21 protein-coding genes, 1 tRNA gene, 1 other RNA gene and 1 pseudogene are annotated in these 20,328 nt (G+C 68.5%); 9 read left to right on the top strand and 15 right to left on the bottom strand.

All coding sequences use genetic code 11. From position 1 onward, the window contains the following. Nucleotides 1-3: 3 nt before the first annotated feature. Nucleotides 4-1,272, bottom strand: a complete 1,269-nt coding sequence (locus E0H45_RS13405) for an aspartate kinase (RefSeq protein ID WP_131337442.1) — start codon at nucleotides 1,270-1,272, stop codon at nucleotides 4-6. Between the two features lie 161 nt (nucleotides 1,273-1,433). Between E0H45_RS13405 and E0H45_RS13400 the strand changes: the two genes are divergently transcribed. Both E0H45_RS13400 and E0H45_RS13395 read left to right on the top strand, forming a co-directional pair. Then, nucleotides 1,434-1,754 carry an ArsR/SmtB family transcription factor gene (locus tag E0H45_RS13400; RefSeq protein WP_131337441.1) on the top strand — a complete coding sequence of 107 codons (321 nt, stop codon included), beginning with the start codon at nucleotides 1,434-1,436 and terminating at the stop codon, nucleotides 1,752-1,754. A gap of 31 nt (nucleotides 1,755-1,785) precedes the next feature. Next, a complete protein-coding gene (locus E0H45_RS13395; RefSeq protein WP_131337440.1) occupies nucleotides 1,786-2,373 on the top strand; it encodes a dihydrofolate reductase family protein in 588 nt (195 codons plus the stop codon). Here E0H45_RS13395 and E0H45_RS13390 read toward each other — a convergent pair. Then, on the bottom strand, nucleotides 2,256-3,467 hold the full coding sequence (locus E0H45_RS13390) for an MFS transporter (protein WP_238154945.1): 1,212 nt from the start codon (nucleotides 3,465-3,467) through the stop codon (nucleotides 2,256-2,258). The genes E0H45_RS13395 and E0H45_RS13390 overlap by 118 nt on opposite strands. 87 nt (nucleotides 3,468-3,554) lie before the next feature. On the opposite strand from E0H45_RS13390, the gene dinB reads away from it, so the two are divergent. Beyond that, on the top strand, nucleotides 3,555-4,751 hold the full coding sequence (gene dinB / locus E0H45_RS13385) for a DNA polymerase IV (protein WP_420323327.1): 1,197 nt from the start codon (nucleotides 3,555-3,557) through the stop codon (nucleotides 4,749-4,751). Here the strand turns inward: dinB and E0H45_RS13380 are convergent. From E0H45_RS13380 to E0H45_RS13355, 6 genes and pseudogenes are all read right to left on the bottom strand, one after another. Continuing rightward, nucleotides 4,748-6,118, bottom strand: coding sequence for a serine/threonine-protein kinase (locus E0H45_RS13380; protein WP_131337437.1), 1,371 nt, complete (start codon nucleotides 6,116-6,118; stop codon nucleotides 4,748-4,750). The genes dinB and E0H45_RS13380 overlap by 4 nt on opposite strands. Nucleotides 6,119-6,139: 21 nt before the next feature. Beyond that, on the bottom strand, nucleotides 6,140-6,787 hold the full coding sequence (locus E0H45_RS13375; RefSeq protein ID WP_131337436.1) for a hypothetical protein: 648 nt from the start codon (nucleotides 6,785-6,787) through the stop codon (nucleotides 6,140-6,142). 4 nt (nucleotides 6,788-6,791) lie between these two features. Beyond that, nucleotides 6,792-7,436: a DUF5063 domain-containing protein gene (locus E0H45_RS13370; RefSeq protein ID WP_131337435.1), complete on the bottom strand. Its 645-nt coding sequence runs from the start codon at nucleotides 7,434-7,436 to the stop codon at nucleotides 6,792-6,794. After that, nucleotides 7,429-8,028, bottom strand: a complete 600-nt coding sequence (gene recR / locus E0H45_RS13365) for a recombination mediator RecR (RefSeq protein ID WP_130386913.1) — start codon at nucleotides 8,026-8,028, stop codon at nucleotides 7,429-7,431. Before recR ends, E0H45_RS13370 begins: the two co-directional genes overlap by 8 nt. Nucleotide 8,029: 1 nt before the next feature. Next, nucleotides 8,030-8,590, bottom strand: a complete 561-nt coding sequence (locus tag E0H45_RS13360) for a YbaB/EbfC family nucleoid-associated protein (protein WP_238154944.1) — start codon at nucleotides 8,588-8,590, stop codon at nucleotides 8,030-8,032. A 997-nt stretch (nucleotides 8,591-9,587) separates the two neighbouring features. Continuing rightward, nucleotides 9,588-11,540 (bottom strand): annotated as a pseudogene (locus E0H45_RS13355) (DNA polymerase III subunit gamma and tau); the annotation flags it as partial. Nucleotides 11,541-11,610: 70 nt separating this feature from the next. Here E0H45_RS13355 and E0H45_RS13350 point away from each other — a divergent pair. Next, complete coding sequence (locus E0H45_RS13350) at nucleotides 11,611-12,426, top strand: nucleotidyltransferase domain-containing protein (RefSeq protein WP_165546427.1); 816 nt, start codon at nucleotides 11,611-11,613, stop codon at nucleotides 12,424-12,426. 7 nt (nucleotides 12,427-12,433) lie between these two features. Here E0H45_RS13350 and E0H45_RS13345 read toward each other — a convergent pair whose 3' ends face one another. Next, on the bottom strand, nucleotides 12,434-14,059 hold the full coding sequence (locus E0H45_RS13345) for a long-chain fatty acid--CoA ligase (RefSeq protein ID WP_165546426.1): 1,626 nt from the start codon (nucleotides 14,057-14,059) through the stop codon (nucleotides 12,434-12,436). A 163-nt stretch (nucleotides 14,060-14,222) separates the two neighbouring features. Here E0H45_RS13345 and E0H45_RS13340 point away from each other — a divergent pair, with 163 nt between their 5' ends. Genes E0H45_RS13340 through E0H45_RS13330 form a run of 3 tightly spaced genes read left to right on the top strand, consistent with a single transcriptional unit; the run spans nucleotide 14,223 to nucleotide 15,980 of the window. Next, nucleotides 14,223-14,699, top strand: coding sequence for a MarR family winged helix-turn-helix transcriptional regulator (locus tag E0H45_RS13340; RefSeq protein ID WP_131337432.1), 477 nt, complete (start codon nucleotides 14,223-14,225; stop codon nucleotides 14,697-14,699). Nucleotides 14,700-14,701: 2 nt separating this feature from the next. Then, nucleotides 14,702-15,106: an SRPBCC family protein gene (locus E0H45_RS13335; protein WP_131337431.1), complete on the top strand. Its 405-nt coding sequence runs from the start codon at nucleotides 14,702-14,704 to the stop codon at nucleotides 15,104-15,106. Nucleotides 15,107-15,131: 25 nt separating this feature from the next. After that, complete coding sequence (locus E0H45_RS13330; RefSeq protein ID WP_131337430.1) at nucleotides 15,132-15,980, top strand: alpha/beta fold hydrolase; 849 nt, start codon at nucleotides 15,132-15,134, stop codon at nucleotides 15,978-15,980. On the opposite strand, the gene nadE is transcribed toward E0H45_RS13330, so the two are convergent. Together nadE and ffs are read right to left on the bottom strand one after the other, a co-directional pair. Further along, a complete protein-coding gene (gene nadE / locus E0H45_RS13325) occupies nucleotides 15,973-16,791 on the bottom strand; it encodes an ammonia-dependent NAD(+) synthetase (RefSeq protein WP_131337429.1) in 819 nt (272 codons plus the stop codon). The two genes, E0H45_RS13330 and nadE, sit on opposite strands and share 8 nt — an antisense overlap. A 45-nt stretch (nucleotides 16,792-16,836) precedes the next feature. After that, nucleotides 16,837-16,933, bottom strand: an RNA gene (gene ffs, locus E0H45_RS13320) — signal recognition particle sRNA small type. 114 nt (nucleotides 16,934-17,047) lie between these two features. Between ffs and E0H45_RS13315 the strand changes: the two genes are divergently transcribed. Next, nucleotides 17,048-17,863 (top strand): TIGR03620 family F420-dependent LLM class oxidoreductase, encoded by an 816-nt coding sequence (locus E0H45_RS13315; protein WP_131337428.1) that lies wholly within the window; start codon nucleotides 17,048-17,050, stop codon nucleotides 17,861-17,863. Nucleotides 17,864-17,923: 60 nt separating this feature from the next. After that, nucleotides 17,924-18,011: transfer RNA gene (locus tag E0H45_RS13310), tRNA-Ser, on the top strand. A gap of 471 nt (nucleotides 18,012-18,482) precedes the next feature. Here E0H45_RS13310 and E0H45_RS13305 read toward each other — a convergent pair. From E0H45_RS13305 to E0H45_RS43205, 4 genes are all read right to left on the bottom strand, one after another. After that, the gene (locus tag E0H45_RS13305; RefSeq protein WP_131337427.1) at nucleotides 18,483-18,863 is read right to left on the bottom strand and encodes a hypothetical protein; all 381 of its coding nucleotides are present in this window, start codon (nucleotides 18,861-18,863) and stop codon (nucleotides 18,483-18,485) included. An 87-nt stretch (nucleotides 18,864-18,950) separates the two neighbouring features. Then, complete coding sequence (locus E0H45_RS13300; protein ID WP_131337426.1) at nucleotides 18,951-19,148, bottom strand: hypothetical protein; 198 nt, start codon at nucleotides 19,146-19,148, stop codon at nucleotides 18,951-18,953. A 154-nt stretch (nucleotides 19,149-19,302) separates the two neighbouring features. Continuing rightward, on the bottom strand, nucleotides 19,303-19,614 hold the full coding sequence (locus E0H45_RS43210) for a tyrosine-type recombinase/integrase (RefSeq protein ID WP_272948973.1): 312 nt from the start codon (nucleotides 19,612-19,614) through the stop codon (nucleotides 19,303-19,305). A gap of 15 nt (nucleotides 19,615-19,629) precedes the next feature. After that, on the bottom strand, nucleotides 19,630-20,082 hold the full coding sequence (locus E0H45_RS43205; RefSeq protein ID WP_238154943.1) for a site-specific integrase: 453 nt from the start codon (nucleotides 20,080-20,082) through the stop codon (nucleotides 19,630-19,632). Nucleotides 20,083-20,328: the final 246 nt, after the last annotated feature.

Here is a 20,328-nt window from a genome sequence, read left to right as displayed (position 1 = left end):
GGGTCACCGTCCCGTTCCTCCGTACACGACAGCCGAGGTGTGCTCGTCGTCCAGATCGAATGCGGTGTGCGCCGCGGTCACGGCAGCATCCACCAGGTTCTCGTCCACGACCACCGAGATCCGGATCTCCGAGGTGGAGATCATCTCGATGTTCACGCCGGCATCGGCGAGCGCGGAGAAGAACTTCGCGGAAACGCCCGGGTGTGAGCGCATTCCGACTCCGACGACGGAGACCTTTCCGATCTGGTCGTCGTACAGCAACTGCTCGTAGCCGACCTCGTCCTTCATCCGCGCCAGCGCGGACATCGCCCGGGCGCCGTCGGCGCGGGGCAGCGTGAACGAGATGTCGGTGCGGTTCGTGGCGACCGCCGACACGTTCTGCACGATCATGTCGATGTTGGTGTCGGCACCGGCGACCGTCTCGAAGATCCGGGCCGCCTCACCCGGCTTGTCGGGTACGCCGACCACCGTGATCTTGGCTTCGCCGCGGTCCTGCACGACGCCGGAGATGATCGCCTGTTCCATCTGATCCAGTTCCTTCGCATCGACGACCCAGGTGCCTTCCTTCTGCGAGAAGGAGGAACGCACGTGGACGGGGACGTTGTAGCGCCGCGCGTACTCGACGCAGCGCAGGTGCAGCACCTTGGCGCCGCAGGCAGCCATCTCGAGCATCTCCTCGTAGGAGATCTTCGGGATCTGCTGAGCGGCCGGCACGATCCGCGGGTCCGCGGTGAAGATGCCGTCCACGTCGGTGTAGATCTCGCAGTAGTCGGCCTCCAGCGCGGCGGCCAGCGCGACCGCGGTGGTGTCGGAGGCGCCGCGGCCCATCGTGGTGATGTCCTTGGTGTCCTGGGCGACGCCCTGGAAACCGGCCACGATCGCGATGTGGCCCTCGCCGAGCGCGTCCTCGATCCGGCCCGGCGTGATGTCGATGATGCGCGCGTTGCCGTGCGCGGCGGTCGTGATCACGCCGGCCTGCGAGCCGGTGAAGCTGCGGGCTTCGTACCCCAGGTTCGCGATCGCCATCGCCAGCAGCGCGGCGGAGATCCGCTCACCCGAGGTGAGCAGCATGTCCAGCTCGCGCGGCGGGGGCAGCGGAGAGACCTGCTGGGCCAGGTCCATCAGTTCGTCGGTGGTGTCGCCCATGGCGGAGATGACCACCACGACGTCGTTCCCGGCCTTCTTTGTCGCGACGATCCGTTGGGCCACGCGCTTGATGCAATCGGCGTCGGCGACCGAAGAACCGCCGTACTTGTGTACGACGCGTCCCACAGTGTTTCTCCTCAAACCACTGGTTGCGGTACGCCGTGCGGCGTTGCACCAGGCGTAGTCGTTCGGTTCATTCTAGCCGTGACCTGACCGTTGCCTACCGGCTGACCAGCAACCGGTCAGCGGTACTTGTCCATATAAGTCATCGCTGAAATACTGTACCGGTGCACGCGTTCGACATTCTCGGCGACCCGGTCCGGCGCCGGATCCTGGAGCTGCTCGCCGACGGCGAGCTGCCGGCCGGCAGTATCGCCGGCACGATCGGCGCGGAGTTCGGCATCAGCCAGCCGGCCGTGTCCCAGCACCTGCGGGTGCTGCGTGACAACGGGTTCGCGACCGTGACCGTCGACGGCACCCGGCGGCTGTACGCCGTCGACCCCGAGCCGCTGCGGGAGATCGACAGCTGGCTGGACCGGTACCGCAAGTTCTGGACGAACCGGCTCGACGCCCTGGAGACCGAACTGCACCGAGGCCGCCGGTCATAACATTCGGGGCGTTACCTGCATCTCAGTTGGTATGCGGAACATCGTGGCCAGGTTGTGCATGTCCGAGGACGGCATCGTCGAGCGGCCGGAGCAATGGCTGGCGCGACCGGCGATCGGGCAACTGATGCCCGAGAGCGGGACCGTGCTGTGGGGCCGGCGCACGTTCGAGCGGTACGCCGGTGCGGTCGAAGGACTCGAGCGCACCCGGAACCTCGTGGTCGGTTCCCGTCCCGTGGTCGCGCGCCCCAGCACCGAGATGCTGCAGGGCGACACGCGTCGGGTGCTGTCGGCTCTCAAGGCCGTGCCCGGTGACGACCTACGCGTGATCGGCAGCCTCACGCTGGTCCGCTCACTGCTGCGATGGCGGCTGCTCGACGAGATCTCCCTGCTCATCCACCCGGTCGCCGCGGGTCGCGGCATGCTCCTGGACCGGCGGCACCTGCAACTGATCTCGATGTGCGCCCGCGACGGCGGCGTCCTGGAGGCGAACTACCGCGTGCGCTACACCGCGACCGCGGCGTCGTCCACGGCGCTGGTGTCGACCGGCCGATGGGGCGGAACCCGGAGCAGGGACAGGGTTGCGAGCACGATGAGGCCCGCGGTCAGGACCCACGCGTAGCGAACACCGAACGCCTCGACCACCGCGCCGGCGACGGCGGACCCGATGGCCGAGCCGACCATTCCACCGCTCTGCGTCCACCCGAAGATCTCGGTGTGCGCGGAGGTCGGGGTGAGCGCGCCGACGCGTTCGTAGAGGGCGGCGACCGTCGGCGCGATCATGCAGCCGGCGGCGAACATCGCGATCGCCAGCGCGACCACGGACGACGTCACGAAGATGCAGACGGCGACCAGTCCGGCCAACAACAGCATCCGCCGCCACACGGCCGACGTACGCCCGCCGGGCAGGGCGCCGTTGATCACACCGCCGGTCACGCTACCGACCGCCGCGACCGTCTCGAGAATGCCGGCGATCAGCCGGTTCCCGTGCTCGTCCGCGACAGCGACCATGCCGAGTGACATCGACGCGAACCCCATCACCAGACACGCCCAGGCGAACAGGATCGGAGTACGGTGCGGATGGAACACCAGCTGCCGGGCAGTGGGACGCGGACCGGCGTCCTCGTCGTGCGGTACGCCGGACTGCTGGTTCAGACCGAACCACCAGATCGCTGCCGCCGCCGTGACCGCACAGGCCAGCAGACCGGCCCGTGGGCTCGCGAAACTGACCATGATCGCGCCGAGCATCGGACCGAAGACGAACAGCAGCTCCTGTGCTGTGGCGTCCAGTGAGTAGACCGCACGGAGGCGGGACCCGTGCACGATTCGCGGCCAGTTGGCGCGCAGCGCGGACGTGACGGGCGCGACGAACACACCAGCCAGCGCGGCCGCGATCGGGAGCAGCCGGTACCAGCTGTACGGCAGCAGTGCGAGTACTGCCATCCAGACGCCCCAGGCCATCCCGGTGCCGATCACTACCCTGCGCGCGCCCCTACGGTCCGCCATACGGGACCAGACGACGCTCGCAACCGCTGTACCGACGGAGTAGGCGCCGGCGACCACACCGGCCCAGCCGAAGTTGCCGGCCGCATCCTTCGCCAGGAAAGCCAGCGGGACCATCGTCGCCAGCACCGGCAACCGCGCGATCAAGGCCGAGGCGAGCAGCGCCATCACGCCTTGGGTCTTCCAGAGATCGCGGTACGCCGTCAGGTCCATAAGGCTCATTCTTTCCTGACATCGATGTCCGGCGCGTCGGGAATTCTCCCTATCTCAATTGCCCACGGTCTATGCGAACATATGTTCGTGCTCGAACTGCAGGCGGCGACCATCCTGCATGCCGACCTGGACGCGTTCTACGCGTCGGTCGAGCAGCGCGATGACCCACGCCTGCGCGGCCGGCCCGTGATCGTCGGTGCCGGCGTAGTGCTCGCCTGCAGCTACGAGGCCAAGGCGTTCGGCGTGCGGACGGCGATGAACGGCGGGCAGGCGTTGCGGCGGTGCCCGGGCGCGATCGTGGTCGAGCCGCGGATGTCGGCGTACTCCGAGGCCAGCAAAGCGGTGTTCAAGGTGTTCGAGGACACCACGCCGCTGGTCGAGGGGCTGTCGATCGACGAGGCCTTCCTCGATGTGGCCGGCTTGCGGAAGATCCGCGGTACGCCGCTGGAGATCGCGCGACGCTTACGTGCGGAGGTGCTGTCGCGGGTCGGGCTGCCGATCACCGTCGGGGTGGCGCGGACGAAGTTCCTGGCGAAGGTGGCGAGCGGCGTCGCGAAGCCGGACGGCCTGCTCGAGGTTGCGCCGGACCGGGAGCTGGAGTTCCTGCATCCGTTGGATGTTTCACGACTGTGGGGCGTCGGCGAGGTGACGGCGGAGAAGCTGCGGAACCGCGGGCTGACCAAGGTGGGCGATGTCGCGATGCTGCCCGAGGCGGCGCTGGTCGCGATGCTCGGCCGCGCCTCCGGACGGCATCTGCACGCCCTCGCGCACAACCGGGACCCGCGTCCGATCGAGGTGGGCCGACGGCGCCGGTCGATCGGATCGCAACGAGCCTTGGGCCGTTCGCCGAAGTCCCCGGCCACGCTGGACGCCGTACTCGCAGGTCTCGTCGACCGCGTCAGCCGCCGGATGCGCTCCGCGGGCCGCTCCGGCCGGACGGTGACACTCCGGCTGCGCTTCGACGACTTCACCCGCGCCACCCGGTCCCATACGTTGCCCCAGGCAACGGATCAGACGCGCGCGATCCTGGTCACCGCCCGAGCCCTCCTGCGCACGGCCCATCCGCTGATCACTGCCCAGGGCCTCACCATGATCGGCATCTCCGTCGGCAACCTGGAGAACGAGGCTGCGCTCCAGCTGGCGCTCCCCTTCGACAAGGCCGCCAACAACGAGCTCGACTCCGCTCTCGATCAGGTCAAGGACAAGTTCGGCACGAACGCCATCACCCGAGGCATCCTCCTCGGCAAGTCGCCGGGCCTGGAGATGCCGATGCTCCCGGACTAGAACGATTTGTCGTGGAGGTGGGCGGCGTACCAGTTGAGGGCGGCGCGGAGTTCGTTCACCTGGGTTCTTCGTCGGCTCTGGGATCCGCCGTGGGCTATCGGGTAGATGCGCAGCCCGCCGTGATGGTGACGGGAGGCCGGGAGCTGGTTCTGGTACGGCGGCTCGAGCCAGGCGACCAGCCACGGGCGCTTCATGTCTCCGCCGACGCGAAGCCGCGTGACGCCGTGCCACGGGACGGTGGCCTGCCGCCGCCTGCGGTTGACCGTCAATCCTGCTGACGACAGGCGGAGTACGACTTTTGGTCTGAGGGCGAGGATCCAGTAGCGGACAGCGAGGCAGAAGAAAGCGAGGGAGACCAAGGCGGAGAGCGATGAGAGGACAGGGTGGAGCGCTTTGACCTGCGGGTCCGCGGGGATGAACGCGAGCCAGAGGACGGTGCTGCTCGCTGCGAAGACGGTTGGTCGCGTCCGGCTGGTCTCGAACGTCGCCTCAACGAGCTGCGCCGGTGTCGTTTGCGGTGGCAGGACTTTGGTTGGTGGTGGGAGGACGCTCGTCGGCGGGTTCAGGGATGCTGCAGGTCCGAGGAGTTGCAGGACTTCGGCCGGCGTCGGCCGTTGCGCGGGATCGCGGGCGAGACACCGGCGTACGACGTCGCCCAGCGGCTCCGGTAGCGACGGGATGTGTGGTTGCTCGTTGACGATCCGATGGAGCAATGACGCCGGGCTCCCGGTTGCGTACGGCCCGCGCCCCGACGCCGCGAACACCAGCACCGCGCCGAGAGCGAACACGTCGCTCGCCGGCCCGACACCCGTCCCGGTGATCTGCTCCGGCGACAAGTACCCCGGCGTACCGATCACCATCCCGGTCGCGGTCAGGCTCGCCTCCTCCAGCGCCCGTGCGATCCCGAAGTCGATCACCCGCGGACCGTTGCCGGTCAGCACGATGTTCGACGGTTTGAGATCGCGATGCACGAGACCGCTCGCGTGGATCGCCGCCAGCGCCTCGGCCAGCCCGCTCGCCAGCGACCGCACCTGATCCGGCGGCAACGGCCCAGAAGTCTCAATCGCCTTCTGCAGCGTGGGTCCCGGTAGATACTCGGTCGCCAACCATGGCCGATCCGCGGACGGATCGGCATCGACGACCGGCGCCGTGAACGCACCATTGACTCTGCGCGCCGCGTCGATCTCGCGCGCGAACCGCGCCCGGAATCCCGAGTCTCCGGCGAGCTCGTCGCGGACCACCTTCACCGCGACCAGCCGCCCGCCCGGCGAGCGGGCCAGGAACACAGCACCCATCGCACCACGGCCGAGCCGCCCCTGGATCGCGAACGGCCCGACGACCGCCGGATCCTGCGGATGCGTTGTCATCAGGCGTCACGCTAACGCGCCTCAGGACCGCGGGTAACCGATCTCGGCGATGGTTTCCTTGAGATCGGCCAAGCGGCGCTGGCGATTGAGCGACGTGACGACGTACTCCGTCAGCGGCATCAGCGCGTACACGTGCCGGACGGCGTCGAGGTCCAGCGCCTGTTCGTAGTAGTCCTCGGCGAAGGTCAGGTAGGCCTCGGGCCGGCCGTCCGCGACCAGTTCGAACAGCCAGTCCGCTCCGTCGGCATCGACGTTCTCCACCGGGCCACAACGCCAGGCAGTGTCGTCCGTCGTGCGCCAGAAACACACCGTCGCCCGCGGCGCTTCATCCCAGAACGCCTTGTCGTCCCGCTGCGCGTGGAACACCTCGGGTACGCCGTCCACCAGCCCGGGCCAGGGCATCATCTCGTTCACGTACGGCGACATCGGCGACTCGTGATCGAACCCGTACGCGAACGTCCCGTCCGGCGAGAACACGATCGAGTACTCGTTCCCCGAGCCGTCCCGCATCAGGGCAGCTTCCTCGGTCGCCGACCAGCGCGCGTCGAACTCGTAGTACCTGGTCGACGCGTCCTCGTTCAGCACCAGATCGAGCACCGCGAGCGCCCGGCTCACCCGCCGTACGTCGTCCGGATCGGGCAACCTCCGGACCAGTTCGAGAACAGACATCGCGTCAGCGGCGCTGGACTGCCTCTTCGGCGACCTCGACGAGCTCACGGTCGGTCGCCTCGGTCTCCGGGTCGTGTGCCGGCTCCAGCCGGTCGTGCGCGATCAGCGACTGGATGGCCCGCAGTACGGCGCTCGCAGCGGCACCCCACGTGGACACGTACGAGAACTGCCACCACCACAGCGCCTCGATGACCCGGCCCTCCTCGTAGTGCGCGAGGCCGTGCACCAGGTCGGTCGCAATCGCGGTGAGGTCGTCGGAGAGCCGGTTGACGGTGATCTCCGGCGGAGCGGCGTACGGATCGAAGACCTCCGCGTACTCGTCCAGGCCCTCGAACAGCACCGCGAGCCGGTCCCGCATCGCGTCCAGGTCCGGGTCCGGGCCGGCGTCGCTCTCGAAGCGCTCCTCCGGCACGAAGTCCTCGAACGCGCCGAGCCGGCCGCCGGCGAGCAGCAACTGGCTCACCTCGAGCAGCAGGTACGGCAGCGAGGCGAGGCCTTCGTCGACCCCGTCCTCGTCCGGTTGCGCGGCGATGTCGCGCACCGAGATCAGGAAGCTCCGGACCTGGTCGGCGATCTGTTCAGCGAACTCCTCCAGGTCCTCGGAGTCCGTGCTCAGCGCCCGTTCTGCAATATCGGTTGGTTCAGTCATCGATTGATCGTCGCCCTTCAAACGCCCGTCCGAGGGTCACCTCGTCGGCGTACTCGAGGTCACCGCCTACTGGAAGTCCACTAGCCAATCGGGTGACGCGCAACCCCATGGGCCGCAGCAGGCGGCTCAAGTAGGTCGCGGTCGCCTCACCTTCGAGGTTCGGATCGGTGGCCAGGATGATCTCGGTCACCTCACCGCTCGCCAGCCGCTGCATGAGCTCCTTGATCCGCAGCTCGTCCGGCCCGATGCCCTCGATCGGCGAGATCGCCCCGCCGAGCACGTGGTACCGGCCGCGGAATTCGCGGGTGCGCTCGATCGCGACCACGTCCTTGGCCTCCTCGACCACACAGATCAGGCTCAGGTCGCGGCGCGGGTCCCGGCAGATCCGGCACTGCGTCTCCTCGGAGACGTTGCCGCAGATCTCGCAGAACTTGACCCGCTCCTTCACCTGCACGAGCACGTGCGCGAGCCGCCGTACGTCGGTCTCGTCGGCCGCGAGCAGGTGGAACGCGATCCGCTGCGCGGACTTCGGACCCACACCGGGCAACCGCCCCAGCTCGTCGATGAGATCCTGAACGGCCCCCTCGTACACGTCAGCCCGGGTTCTGGCCGGGCTCGCCGGCCGGATTCCCCGGGTTCACGAACCCGACGCCACCACGGTTGTCGCCACTTGCCGGCTTGTTCTGATCGGGGTCGTCGGCCGGCTCGGCCGCCTCGACCGCGGGCGGGGTGCCGGGCAGGCCGAAACCTGCCGGGGCCGCCGGGGCGTCACCGCCGAAGCCGGGGAAGCCGCCCTCGCCGAACGCGCCGCCCAGCCCACCGGCCAGCGGTCCCATCGCGGCAGCCGCAGCCTGCTTCGCGTTCTCCGAGGCATCCCGGACCGCGGCGACGATCAAGTCGGCCAGCGTCTCGGTGTCATCCGGGTCGACGGCCTCTTTCTTGATGTTCAGGCTGAGAAGCTCGCCCGTGCCGGACACCAGAGCGGTCACCAGACCGCCACCGGCGGAGCCTTCGATCTCCTGGCCCTCCAGGTCGGCCTGCGCTTCCATCAACTGGTTCTGCATCGCCTGTGCCTGCGCGAGCAGGTTGGACATGTCGAAGCCCCCAGCACCGCCACCGTCGAACACTGCGATCTCCTCGTCCGAACCGCTCAAACAACCGGAGCCTCAACACTAGCCGGTCCTCCTGACAACCCCACCCACCCCCAGAAACCGACCAGTCTCCCCACGCTTGTCCACAGGCCTGTGGACAAGCGGCTCGGCCGGGCTCAGTTGGCTAGGCGCTCAGTTGGCCAGGGGCTCAGTTGGGCTCTTCGGTGATGATCTGGGCGCCGAGGGTTTCGCGGAGCAGGTCGGTGTGCGAACGGGAGTCCTCTTCCAGAACGACGTCGTCCTCCCCGATCGAGTCCGCCTCCTCCTCCGGCGTCAGCGGTACTTCAGGAGCAGCCGCGGCCGCAGACGCCGCCTGCCGCGCCTGCTCAGCGGCAACCGCAGCCTCCGCCGCCCGACGCTTACTCCCCGCCTGTTCCCGCCGCTCCACCACAGACTGCGGCGCCTGCTGAGCCGGCTGCCCGTCCTCCCAAGGATCTTCAGGCGGTACGTCGTACTCAGAAGCAGGCGGCTCCTGCAAAGCAACCGCCCCCCGCCCATCCCCCCGCGCCGCCCCTTGAGCCGCACCACCCCCGCCACCCGCGTGTACACCCGAGCCATCAGCCCCACCCCCGGCCGCACCACCCGGCGCTCCAGGCACACCACCACCCGGCGAGCTACCCGCCCCCGCACCCGGACCGCCAGCAGCCGGACCGCCAGCACCCGGGCCGCCAACTCCTGGGCCACCCGCACCTGAGCCGCTCGCCCCCGGACCGCCGGCACCTGGACCGCTCGGACCAGGACCGCTCGTGCCTGCACCTGGATCAGCTGTCGGGCCGCCGGGACCTGCGGCGCCAGAGCCGCCGGCACCACCGGGACCTGCGGCGCCAGGACCACCGGCGCCACCAGGCTGCGGGCCGGGGCCGCCCGAGTTACCAGGTCCGCCGGACTGCGGGCCGGGCCGCCCAGCCGAGCCGCCCCCCGCTCCCGGGTCGGTCGACGGGTCGACGACAGCCTCGACTCGGCGATCGACGCCAATGGTGTCGATCATCGCCTGCCGAAGAATCTCGTCGCTGCCCGAACGCGCAAAGCTCTCCCGGGCACCGGCATTCACCAGGCCGAGCGTGAGCGTCTGATCGTCGATCGCAATCACCTGAGCGTTCTGACTCAGCATGATCCAAGCGAACCGCCGCTGCGCCTTAACAGCCTCCAAAACCTGAGGCCACAACCGCCGAACATCCCCCAACCCAACGGCCCCAACCCCACCAGCCGCCGCACCCTGACCGGCCTGTGACTGCGAACTGGGCTCCCGCTGCGACGTGGACTGTGGCTGCGAAGTGGCCTGTGCAGGCGAACTGGACTGCGCAGCAGATTCGTCACCCCAGGCACCCGTACGCGCCCCACCCCCAGAACCCTGTGCCGCAGCGCCCGCACCGCCACCAGACCGCCTGGCCCCGTCGCCACCGCCCCCAGCACCAGACGCAGCACCCACAGAGGCGTCACCACCGGACACACCCGCCGGGCCGCCGCCCGCCGACTCAGCACCACCCGCACCTGATCCACCGGCGGACTGGTCACTGCCCGCACGCCCTGCACCACCGGCCTGTCCTGCACCGGCGACCTCTCCGCTCGCGCCGGCCACACTGCTCTCGCCAGCCGTACTCCCCGGAGCGGTTGCGCCGTCTGGGCTGGGCGGATCTGTCGGGCCTGGGCGGTTGCCCGCGGTCGCGGCTGCTCGGGCGGCTGCTCTGCTCGTGGCGACAGCGCCCGGCGTACCAGCAGCTGCCTGCGCGGAGTCCGGCGTACCTCCGCCGGCTGACACGCCGTCTGGGGTGCCGCCGGGGACGCCGATCGCGAGGCGGCGTTCCATGCGGTCAAGGCGGGCTTGGATGCCGTTCGTGGAGTCGTCAGCGCCGGGCAGGAGCACCTTGGCGCAGATCAGCTCGAGCTGCAGGCGAGGAGCGGTGGCCCCGCGCATGTCCAGCAAACCCTCCGCGACGATGTCCGCCGCCCGCGTCAGCTCCGCCGGGCCGATCCCAGCGGCCTGCGTCTGCAGTCGCTCCGCCTGGTCCTCGGCGGCCTCGATCAGACCCGAGGTCACAGCAGTCGGTACGGCGGACAGCACCACGAGGTCCCGCAGCCGCCGCAGCAGGTCCTCGGCGAACCGCTTCGGGTCCTGACCGGTCTCGATGACCTTCTCGATCGTCTCGAACACCGTCGCGCTGTCATGCGCCGCGAACCCGTCCACACACGCGTCGAGCAGCGAGTCCGGCGTGAACCCGAGCAGCGCCACCGCCAGCTCGTACGTCACCCCGGCCGGCCCCGCGCCACCGATCAACTGGTCGAGCACGCTCAGCGAGTCACGCACCGACCCGGCGCCTGCCCGCACGACCAGCGGCAGCACGGCGGGCTCGATCGACACGCCCTCGGACTCACACAGGGTCGCCATGTAGTCCGCGAGCACCTTCGGCGGCACCAGGCGGAACGGGTAGTGGTGCGTACGCGACCGGATCGTCCCGATCACCTTGTCGGGCTCGGTGGTGGCGAAGATGAACTTGAGATGCGGCGGCGGCTCCTCGACCAGCTTCAGCAGGGCGTTGAAGCCCTGCGTGGTCACCATGTGCGCCTCGTCGATGATGTAGATCTTGTAGCGGCTCTCGACCGGCGCGAAGAACGCCCGCTCGCGCAGGTCACGGGCGTCGTCGACACCACCGTGCGACGCCGCGTCGATCTCGATCACGTCGATGCTGCCGGGCCCGCCGCGCGCCAGGTCGGTGCACGACTTGCACACCCCGCACGGCTCGGCGATCGGTCCCTTCTCACAGTTGATCGCCCGGGCGAGGATCCGCGCGCTGGTGGTTTTTCCACACCCGCGCGGCCCGGAGAACAGGTAGGCGTGATTGACCCGGTTGTTGCTCAACGCGTTCCGCAGCGGCGCTGTGACATGGTCCTGCCCGATCACTTGCGCGAACGTGTCCGGGCGGTACCGGCGATACAAGGCAAGGGGCGCTTCCACGCCGCAACCCTAGCGCCGCCCCCGGACAATTCCCCGCCCCCGCCCTGGTGCGCGTCCTAGGGTGGTGCGGGTGACGACTGGGGACGAGCGGCAGCAGGCGGTGATCACCCGCACGGGAGAGGTACTGCGCGGTGACGAGCGGGTGCTGGGGGTTTACCTGATCGGCAGCTACGCGACGGGCGCCGCCGACCGGTTCAGCGATGTCGACGTACATCTGGTGGTGACGGACGACAGCATCGAGTGGTTCGAGAAGCACTGGGACGACGTACTGCGGGAGCTCGCCGGGCCGACCGTGCTGGCGGATCGGATACCGGGGCTGATCGGCGGACTCGGGATCACGGCGGACTGGTTGCACGTCGATCTGATCGTGCATCCACTCGCATCGTTCGATCGGTTCCAGTACGACGGCGTGCGGGTGCTGTTCGACCGGTACGGGACCCTGTTCCCGGAGGGCGATCTCGCGCCGAAGGGTGGCCGGCCCGGGGAACCGTACTGGCCGGCCGCCAACGTGAACCTCTTCTTCTACTTCCTCGGGAACCTGGTCACGGTCCTCGGACGGGACGAGCGGATCGTCGGCAACCAGGGCGTCGGCGTCGTACGCGACCAGCTCATCGCACTCATGCTCGCCGAACGCGGCGTACGCCGAAACAGCGGAGCCAAGCGCCTGAACGCGTTCCTGTCCGACGAGCAACGCGCCACTCTGGAGTCCATCCCGGCCGCCGGCACCGACCCCGCCGAGATCATCGCCGCGAACCAGTACATCTGCCGCCAGTTCATCACCCGCGGCACCGCCCTGGCCGAACGAACCGGCGCCGAGTGGCCTACCGAGTTCGTGGAATCAACCCTCGCGCACCTCCAGAACCACTTCCAGACCAGCTTCGCCTGACCATTCCTTACTTCAAGTGGTAGTTGGCGAAGCGGCTGCGGAGGTCCTTCTTCGAGAACTTGCCGACTGACGTCTTCGGCACCTCGTCGATGAACTCGACCGCATCGGGCAGCCACCATTTCGCCACCAACGGCTGCAGGTACTCGAGGATCTCCTCGCCCGTCGCGCTCGCGCCCTCCTGAAGGACAACGCAGGCAAGCGGCCGCTCGTCCCACTTCGGATGCGGTACGCCGATCACCGCGGCCTCCTTCACCGCGGGATGAGCCATCAGCAGGTTCTCCAGCTCGACCGAGCTGATCCATTCGCCGCCGGACTTCACCAGGTCCTTCGTCCGGTCGACGATCCGCACCGACCCGTACTGATCGATGGCGGCGACGTCCCCCGTCTTCATCCACCCGTCCTCGGTGTTCAGCTGCACCCCGTCGTCCGGCCGGTAGTACTCCGCCGCGATCCAGGGCCCACGCACCTGCAGCTCGCCGGTGACGTCGTCGTCCCACGGCAACGGCGTGATCGAACCGGGCTCGACGATCCGCACCTCGACGCCCGGCAACGGCAGACCGGCCCGCGCCCGCAGGTGCGCCTGCTCCTCCTCCGGAAGGTCCTTGTTCCGCGCGGCAACGTGCGCCGCCGTCGCCACCGGGCTCGTCTCCGTCATCCCCCACGCCTGCAGGATCGGCCGACCGAGCTTGGCCCGGAACGCCTCCGACAGCGCCTCCGGTACCGCGGACCCACCGCACGGAATCCGCCGCAGCTTCGGCAACTCCACCCCGTCGAGCAGCGGCACCAACCCCTGCCAGATCGTTGGTACGCCCGCCGACAGCGTGACCTCCTGCTCCTGGAGCAGTTTGAGAATCCCCTGCGGGCTCATGTCCGGCCCGGGGAACACCAGCGACGCACCGGCCATCGGCGCCGCGTGCGCCAGGCCCCACGCGTTCGCGTGGAACATCGGCACGACCGGCATCACGGTGTCCGTCTCGTCGAGTCCGATCCCGGCGTTGGTCAGGACACCGATCGAGTGCAGCCAGGTGGACCGATGCGAGTAGACGACGCCCTTCGGGTTCCCCGTCGTACCGCTCGTGTAACACATCGCGGCCGCCTGGTTCTCGTCCTCGACGTGGAACTCCACCGGCTGGGCCGCGGCGACCAGTTCCTCGTAGTCATGGAACCGCGGGTCGTCGGGGATCTCCGCCGCCGGCGCACCTTGTGGCAGGTCGTCCATCACGACGACGTGGCGAACCTCCGGCAGCCGCTCGAGCAGCGGCAGGAACAAACCGAGCAGTGACCGGTCGACGAACACGACCTCGTCCTCGGCATGGTTCGCGATGTACACGACCTGGTCGGGGAAGAGTCTGATGTTCAGCGTGTGCAGCACCCGGCCGGTGCAGGGCGCGGCGAAGTACAGCTCGAGGTGACGCCCCGAATTCCACGCGAAGGTGGCGACGCGGCCGTCAGAGCTGATCCCGAGCGTGTCCAGCACCCCGCCCAGGCGTCTGGTCCGGTCGGCCCACTCGCCGTACGTCACCTTCGTCGGCGCCGGACCGCCTGTGTAGACGGTCTTGTCCGGATAGAACTGCTCCGCCCGCCGGAAGATCGTGTCCAGGGACAGCTGGTAACTCTGCATCAGACCCTTCATGCAGACACTGTGCCAGCCGCGATGTCACCTTGACCATGACCTCAACCGGACTTTCTCCGGCACTCTTCCGGAACTCTTCCAGAACTGTCGCCTCAGGCAACAGTCGGCAAGACACTCAGGACCAACAGATGACATGACACACGTGTCGTGTAATATATCTGGCATGAAGGTTGTCGAGGAGCTTCGTTATCTCGTGCTGGCGATCCAGCGTGAGGGGAACCGTCAGCTCGCGGCGGAGCTGCGCCCGCTCGGCATCACGCCTTCCCAGGCAGAGGTTCTGCGCGTGCTCCGCGACCACGGCCCACTGACGCTGAACGCCCTCGGCGGACTGCTCGTCTGCGAGACCGGCAACAGCCCGAGCCGGCTGGTCGACCGGCTCGTCGCGCAGGGCCTGGTGAAACGCGGCATCGACAAGATCGACCGGCGTTATCTCGCGCTCAGCCTGACTCCGCAGGGCCGCGCGCTGCACCGCCGCATCATCACCGCGGAGAACCGGCTGCACCGCACCATGGACGACCGTCTCGCCGGCCAGGCGCTCGACGAGACGATCTCGACCCTTCGCTCGCTCGCCGACGCCTTCCCGACCGGGGCTGCCCTGGCCCGCCGTCGGGGTCCCGCACTCGCCCACCAGGAGAACTAGTCATGGAAAAGGCCACCGAGACCATCCACGCCGGCCAGGCGGCGATCCGGCAGGTGCTGCTGGACGCCCTGGGCCTGCCGGAGTGGAACGAGGCGTTCATCGCCATCGACGGTCCCCGCGAGACGAACCCGGGGACCCGCTACGCGCTCCGCGTGCGTCCAGGCTTCTCCGGCGAGCTGCAGTACACCGTGGTCGAGGTGGACCGCATCGAGATCGTCTGGCAGGTCCCCGGCTTCCGTGAGGTCGGCACGTGGGCCATCGGGGCGGACAGCGTCGTCACCCACACGTTCGAGCAGTCCGGCCCGCTAGCGACCGTCCTCCGCCCGGCCTACCGGAACATCGCGACCATCCGCCTGGCCCGCCTCGCCAACCGCGTCCGCCAGCTCCAGCTGGCCCACACCGCCTGAGCCAGGCGCGCACTACGCTCCGGTCATGCTGACGGAGGTTCGCGACACCAGGCTGTACGTCGACCAGCGCGGCCGCACGGACGCGCCGCCACTGCTGTTCGTCCACGGCGGCCCCGGTGCGGGCTCGTACGACTTCATGGCGTTCCAGGGCGACCGGCTCGCCCGCGACTTCCATCTGATCGGCGTCGACCAGCGCGGCGTGCAGCGCTCCGACCCACTCACCGGTCCGGTCGACGAACAGGACCTGATCGCCGACTTCGAGGCGCTGCGCGAGCAGCTCGGCATCGAGCAGTGGTCACTGCTCGGTCATTCGTACGGCGGCCGCCTGGCACTCCGGTACGCCGTTGCACACCCGGACTCGATCACCCGGGTCGTCTTCGAGAACCCTGCCTGGGACATGGCGCTCGCCACCGAGAGCCTCGTCCGCGCCGCACTGCCGCTCCTCCCGGGAGCCGAGCTCCCGCCACACACCGGTCCGGCAACCAAGCAGATGTGGGACGAGCGGATCGCACTGCTCGCCCAGCTCGGCGACCGGCGCATGGAGATCTACCTCGGCCCAGAGTCCCAGGATCTGCAACTGCCCGCCGACACCGAGCTCCCCGACGAGTACCACCAGCGCTCCGGTCACTTCTCCAGCGAGATCACCAGGTCAGCCAGCTTCGTCGAGCCCGTCCTGCAGCACCTCGGTCAGCTGACCCAGTCGACGCTCCTGATCAAGGGCGAGCACGACCCGGCGACCAGCCCGCGGGAGATCGAGCTGTTCCGCTCCGACGTACCGGACGGCACGTATCACTACGCGACCGGCGCCGGGCACTTCCTGCACGCCGAGCAGGCGGACCTCTTCACCCGGCTAGTGACCGAGTTCCTCAGTTGAAGGCGAGGGGGACGGCTCGTTTGTGGGCCGTACGGCGGTGCGTCGCGATGATCGTGCCGGCGGCCTTCTCGTCCACGTCGTGGCCCTCGAGGAAGCTGTCGATCTCGTCGTACGTCACGCCCAGCACGGCCTCGTCCGGGACGCCCGGGTTGTTCGTCTCCAGGTCCGCGGTCGGCACCTTGCCGGTGATCTCCGGCGACGCGCCGAGCCACTCGCCGACCGCACGGACGCGGCGCTTGGAGAGCCCGGACAGCGGCGTCAGGTCGCACGCGCCGTCGCCGTACTTGGTGAAGAAGCCCATCACGGCCTCCGCCGCGTGGTCCGTGCCGACCACCAGACCGCCGCGGGCGCCGGCCACGAGGTACTGCGCGACCATGCGCTGACGTGCCTTGATGTTGCCGACGTGGAAGTCCTCACGGTCGCCGAGGCCGGAGTGCCGCACCGCCTCGACCATGGCGTCGGTGGCCGGCTTCACGTCGACCGCCAGGGTCTCGTCGGGCTTGATGAACTCGAGCGAGCGCTGGGCGTCCGCCTCGTCGGCCTGCACGCCGTACGGCAGCCGCATCGCGACGAACGTCGCCTGACCGCCCTCCGCCCGGACCCGCTCGACCGCGAGCTGGCAGAGGCGGCCCGCCGTGGCGGAGTCGACGCCGCCGCTGATCCCGAGCACGTACGCCGTCGCGCCGGTCCGCCGGAGCCGGTCCGCGAGGAACTCCACCCGCTGCTCGACCTCGGTGTCCACGTCGAACGCCGCGGGCACACCGAGCTCCGCGATGATCAGTTCCTGCAGGTAACGGCTCTCGGGGTTCATCGGGCTCCTCTGTCTCGGGAGGACCAAGCCTAGACAGTGCCCGGACATGAGGATTCCCCGCGCACCCGGAAGAGCTCACTTACCCTTGCTGCCTTCCGGCCCTGGGGGGATTGGGCGAGATACCGCCACGCGGGGAACCAGCCATGAGTGTACGGGATCCCATCACCGCGTCCGAAATCCACCGGCTGTTTCGCCGGCCTCTGAGCTCTGAGCGAACAGGGGTGCGCGGCCCGGTCGCGAGGGTCAAGCTTGATGGGTGACGGATCATCAATTCGGCCCCTTCGGCATCACGACCGGGCTCGACAGCAGTGCGGAGTCCATCGCGGCGGCGCGGGCGGCCGAGGAGCTCGGGTACCCGGCGATCTGGCTGTCCGGCGGACCGCTGCCCGGGCTGCAGACCATCTTCGATCTGGTGGGCGCGACGACGGCGATCAAGTTCGTCAGCGGGATCCTGGCGGTGGTGAAGTACAGCGCGGGCGACGTGAGTACGACGTACGCCGCTTTGGAGGCATCTGCTCCGGGACGGTTCACGGTCGGTCTGGGCGGGGCGCACGGGCCCAAGCCGATCGAGACGCTCAACGCGTACCTGGACGAGCTGGACGTACCTGTGGAGCATCGCGTGCTCGCCGCGCTCGGTCCGCGGATGCTGAAGCTCGCTGCGGACCGGTCCGCTGGTGCGTACCCGTTCCTGACCAGTGCGGCGTACTCCTCTGAGGCGCGGAAGGTCCTGGGGCCGGACAAGCTCCTGGCCGTCAGCCACCTCGTCGTACTGGAGACAGACGCGGACAAGGCCAGGGCGATCGCACGGGACACCATCAGCTTCTTCACGACGATCCCTGGGTATGTCAGCTCGCTGAAGCGACAGGGGTTCAGTGAAAACGACCTGTCCTCGCTGCCTGACCACATGATCGATGCACTCGCCGCCTGGGGCAGTCCGGCCGACATCAAGGCCAAGCTGACCGAGCACTTGGACGCCGGCGCGGACCACGTCGCCGTCAACGTGATCACCGGAGTCACAGGACCCCAGCCGATCGAGCACTGGCGCGCGCTAGCGCCGGCGCTGGTCGGGTAGCTCCTTCTCGTTCACGCCCCGATTTCGGATTCCCGCGTGCCCTCGGTATTCTCTCGCCTTGGAGGATTCGCCTAGAGGCCTAGGGCGCACGCTTGGAAAGCGTGTTGGGGGCAACCCCTCACGAGTTCGAATCTCGTATCCTCCGCCACTCTGCCGGAGTAGAGAAACCGCAGGTCAGAGCGTAGTTTCGGCTCGCCCGGAGCGCGAAGTAGAACCGGCCCGGTCGCATCAGCAACCGGGCCGGTTTCGTCTGTGGTCTCATTTGGCCCGATCTGCACCCTCGCCCGCGCGGGCGTAGCAGGTGTTAGAGGCGAGCACTGAGTAGGGCCGGAGGTGATCCCCGATCTACCCAAGACGCGAAGCTCGGCAGCTGCGGGACGAGCTCGGCCGGGTGCTCGACGAGGTCGGCGCACCGTGACCGGACCCGCGGTTGCGGCTGGTGCCGCCGGCCGCCGGTGGATCCGTCCCGGCCCATGCGCCCCGCCACCTGAGGCAAGGTGGCAGGACCAGGACAATGTGTCTCACTCGGTGTGGTGGCCCCAGAAGTCGACAGCCAGATCCACTCCGTGGGGAGTGCAGTAAGCCACAGGGAACGCCTGCCCGTTCTTGGTCTCGGTCTTCACGGTGAAGTGACCCGAGCTCTGGTAGCCAGTTCGCGGCATATTGCGACCGCCCCCGCCGGCAGAGACCTGCCTGCGGAACGGGTTGATTTCCACGAGCCAACTGGTGAGGGTCCGGACGTTGTGCTCAGGATGTCTGCGACTTCAGTCATGCCGATGAGACCATCAGCATTACAGTAGGCATCCCATTTGCCGGCCTTCGGCTTGGCGGCCTCGAGTTCCTTGGTGAGCTCCTGCTGCCGTTCGAGGACAGCGACGTACTTTCGTGCCATCTCCAACTCGTCCATCGGCTTACTTGTCGCAGCCTCGGCCTCGCGGGTACGAACCGCGAAGTAGGCCTGTGCTGCGGCGACTGGTGGCTTGTTCGGGTCGCCGTTCATCGCCACCAGGTAGGCGGCGTAGCGGCTCAGCCGATAATCACTGCGCGGTGCGCCGTCTATACCTTCTTGCCGACGCTGGGAGAAAGCCTAGTCGGAGTAGGTAGCGGTGTTCTCCGATGACCGGATCGCCCGATCGATCACCGGCTGAAAGTTGTCCCACTTGTCGTACCCCATCAATGGCTGCATCTCGCGTGCGAGCCAGTATTCGTCGCCGTACTCATCCTCCCGCCGGATCCGGTCGAACGGTGATGCGCCTTCTGATCCTGCGTTTGCCGGTTCTGACACAGCTGATTCCCCTCCACGTTGTGGGGGTCACATCGCTGGCCAAAGGCTCGGCGTTACAGAAAGCGCGCAATCGGGACGCGGGCACAGGGGCCTGCGTCGCACCGAGCAACAGCGCTGTTCACGGGGCAGGTCGCGTCAACGGGGGCGAGTGCCCTTATCGTTCAATCGCTTTGCTCGCCCGTTGCGGCGTGACCGGTCGATCCGTCAGCAATCGAAATAGGAGCGGCCCACAAAGGCCCCCGACCCGGTCGGCGACGTCTCGGCGGACAGCCTCGGTGATGTGCTGATACCGAGCTGCCATAGCCGTTGTCGGCCAGCCCATAATCCCCATCACCGCGCGCTCCGGTACGCCGAGCAGCAGCGGCACCGTCGCGGCCGCGTGCCTCGCATCGTGTAGCCGGCCGTCGCGGACGCCAGCAGCCGACAGGAGCGCCTTCCACTGGTGATAGTCGGTGTTCGGGTTCAGCGGTCGCCCGATCTCCTACGCGAACACCCAACCGCCTTCCTCCCAGAGCTGCCGGGCAGCGATCCGCTCGGCGTCCTGCTGGAGCTTGTGCGCTCGCAGCAACTCGACCAGCTCGTCGGGCAGGCCGATGCTCCGCCGGCCGGCCTTCGATTTCGTGCTGGCCACGTCCGGCCTCATCTGCCGTCGCTCCGGGCAGTAGCCGGCGTGCGCTCGACCGCACGAGCCGCAACCATGCTCGTACTTCGGCCTCACCCGACCCCGGCGGACTCTCTGCACACCCCTGTCGAGGTCGACGTCAGACCAAATCAGCCCGAGTGCCTCGCCTTGCCGCAGTTCGAGCGCAAGTGCGGTCGCCCATCGGCTGCTGTTGCGGGACTTCTTCGCCTCGTCAAGGATGAGCTGCACCTCGGCCACGCTGTACGGCTCGACCTCGTCGTCCTCCTCGTCGATCCGTGGCGGCTTCGCCATTGCAGCCGGGTTGTTGGTGATGCGCCTCCGCCGATGCACCTCCCCAAGTGCCGTGCGAATCGTTCGGTGGGCTTGGCGCCCAGTCGCGGCCTTGCTGCCGGCACGCTCCATGTTGGAGTAGAGCCGCTCGAGGTGTTCCGGCTCGAGCTTGTCCAGGAGGTGCGCGCCGATACGGGGAATGAGGTGCTTTTGGACCGCCCCCTCGTAGACCGAATTGCCCCTCGTAACAGATCTGCGTGTTCGGCT

Source organism: Kribbella soli, assembly GCF_004331345.1.
Lineage (GTDB): Bacteria > Actinomycetota > Actinomycetes > Propionibacteriales > Kribbellaceae > Kribbella > Kribbella soli.
Note: the sequence above shows the minus strand (reverse complement) of the source record. Positions and strands in the feature narration are given on the sequence as shown.

Excerpts from the sequence above, each read along its gene's own strand:
- E0H45_RS13305 (WP_131337427.1), bottom strand. The coding sequence starts at position 18,863 with ATGAACGGCGACCCGAACAAGCCACCAGTCGCCGCAGCACAGGCCTAC.
- E0H45_RS13340 (WP_131337432.1), top strand. The coding sequence starts at position 14,223 with ATGAAGGTTGTCGAGGAGCTTCGTTATCTCGTGCTGGCGATCCAGCGT.
- E0H45_RS13345 (WP_165546426.1), bottom strand. The coding sequence starts at position 14,059 with ATGAAGGGTCTGATGCAGAGTTACCAGCTGTCCCTGGACACGATCTTC.
- E0H45_RS13375 (WP_131337436.1), bottom strand. The coding sequence starts at position 6,787 with ATGTCTGTTCTCGAACTGGTCCGGAGGTTGCCCGATCCGGACGACGTA.
- nadE (WP_131337429.1), bottom strand. The coding sequence starts at position 16,791 with ATGAACCCCGAGAGCCGTTACCTGCAGGAACTGATCATCGCGGAGCTC.
- E0H45_RS13335 (WP_131337431.1), top strand. The coding sequence starts at position 14,702 with ATGGAAAAGGCCACCGAGACCATCCACGCCGGCCAGGCGGCGATCCGG.
- E0H45_RS13370 (WP_131337435.1), bottom strand. The coding sequence starts at position 7,436 with ATGACTGAACCAACCGATATTGCAGAACGGGCGCTGAGCACGGACTCC.
- E0H45_RS13380 (WP_131337437.1), bottom strand. The coding sequence starts at position 6,118 with ATGACAACGCATCCGCAGGATCCGGCGGTCGTCGGGCCGTTCGCGATC.
- E0H45_RS13330 (WP_131337430.1), top strand. The coding sequence starts at position 15,132 with ATGCTGACGGAGGTTCGCGACACCAGGCTGTACGTCGACCAGCGCGGC.
- E0H45_RS13390 (WP_238154945.1), bottom strand. The coding sequence starts at position 3,467 with ATGGACCTGACGGCGTACCGCGATCTCTGGAAGACCCAAGGCGTGATG.
- E0H45_RS43205 (WP_238154943.1), bottom strand. The coding sequence starts at position 20,082 with ATGGCGAAGCCGCCACGGATCGACGAGGAGGACGACGAGGTCGAGCCG.
- E0H45_RS13395 (WP_131337440.1), top strand. The coding sequence starts at position 1,786 with ATGCGGAACATCGTGGCCAGGTTGTGCATGTCCGAGGACGGCATCGTC.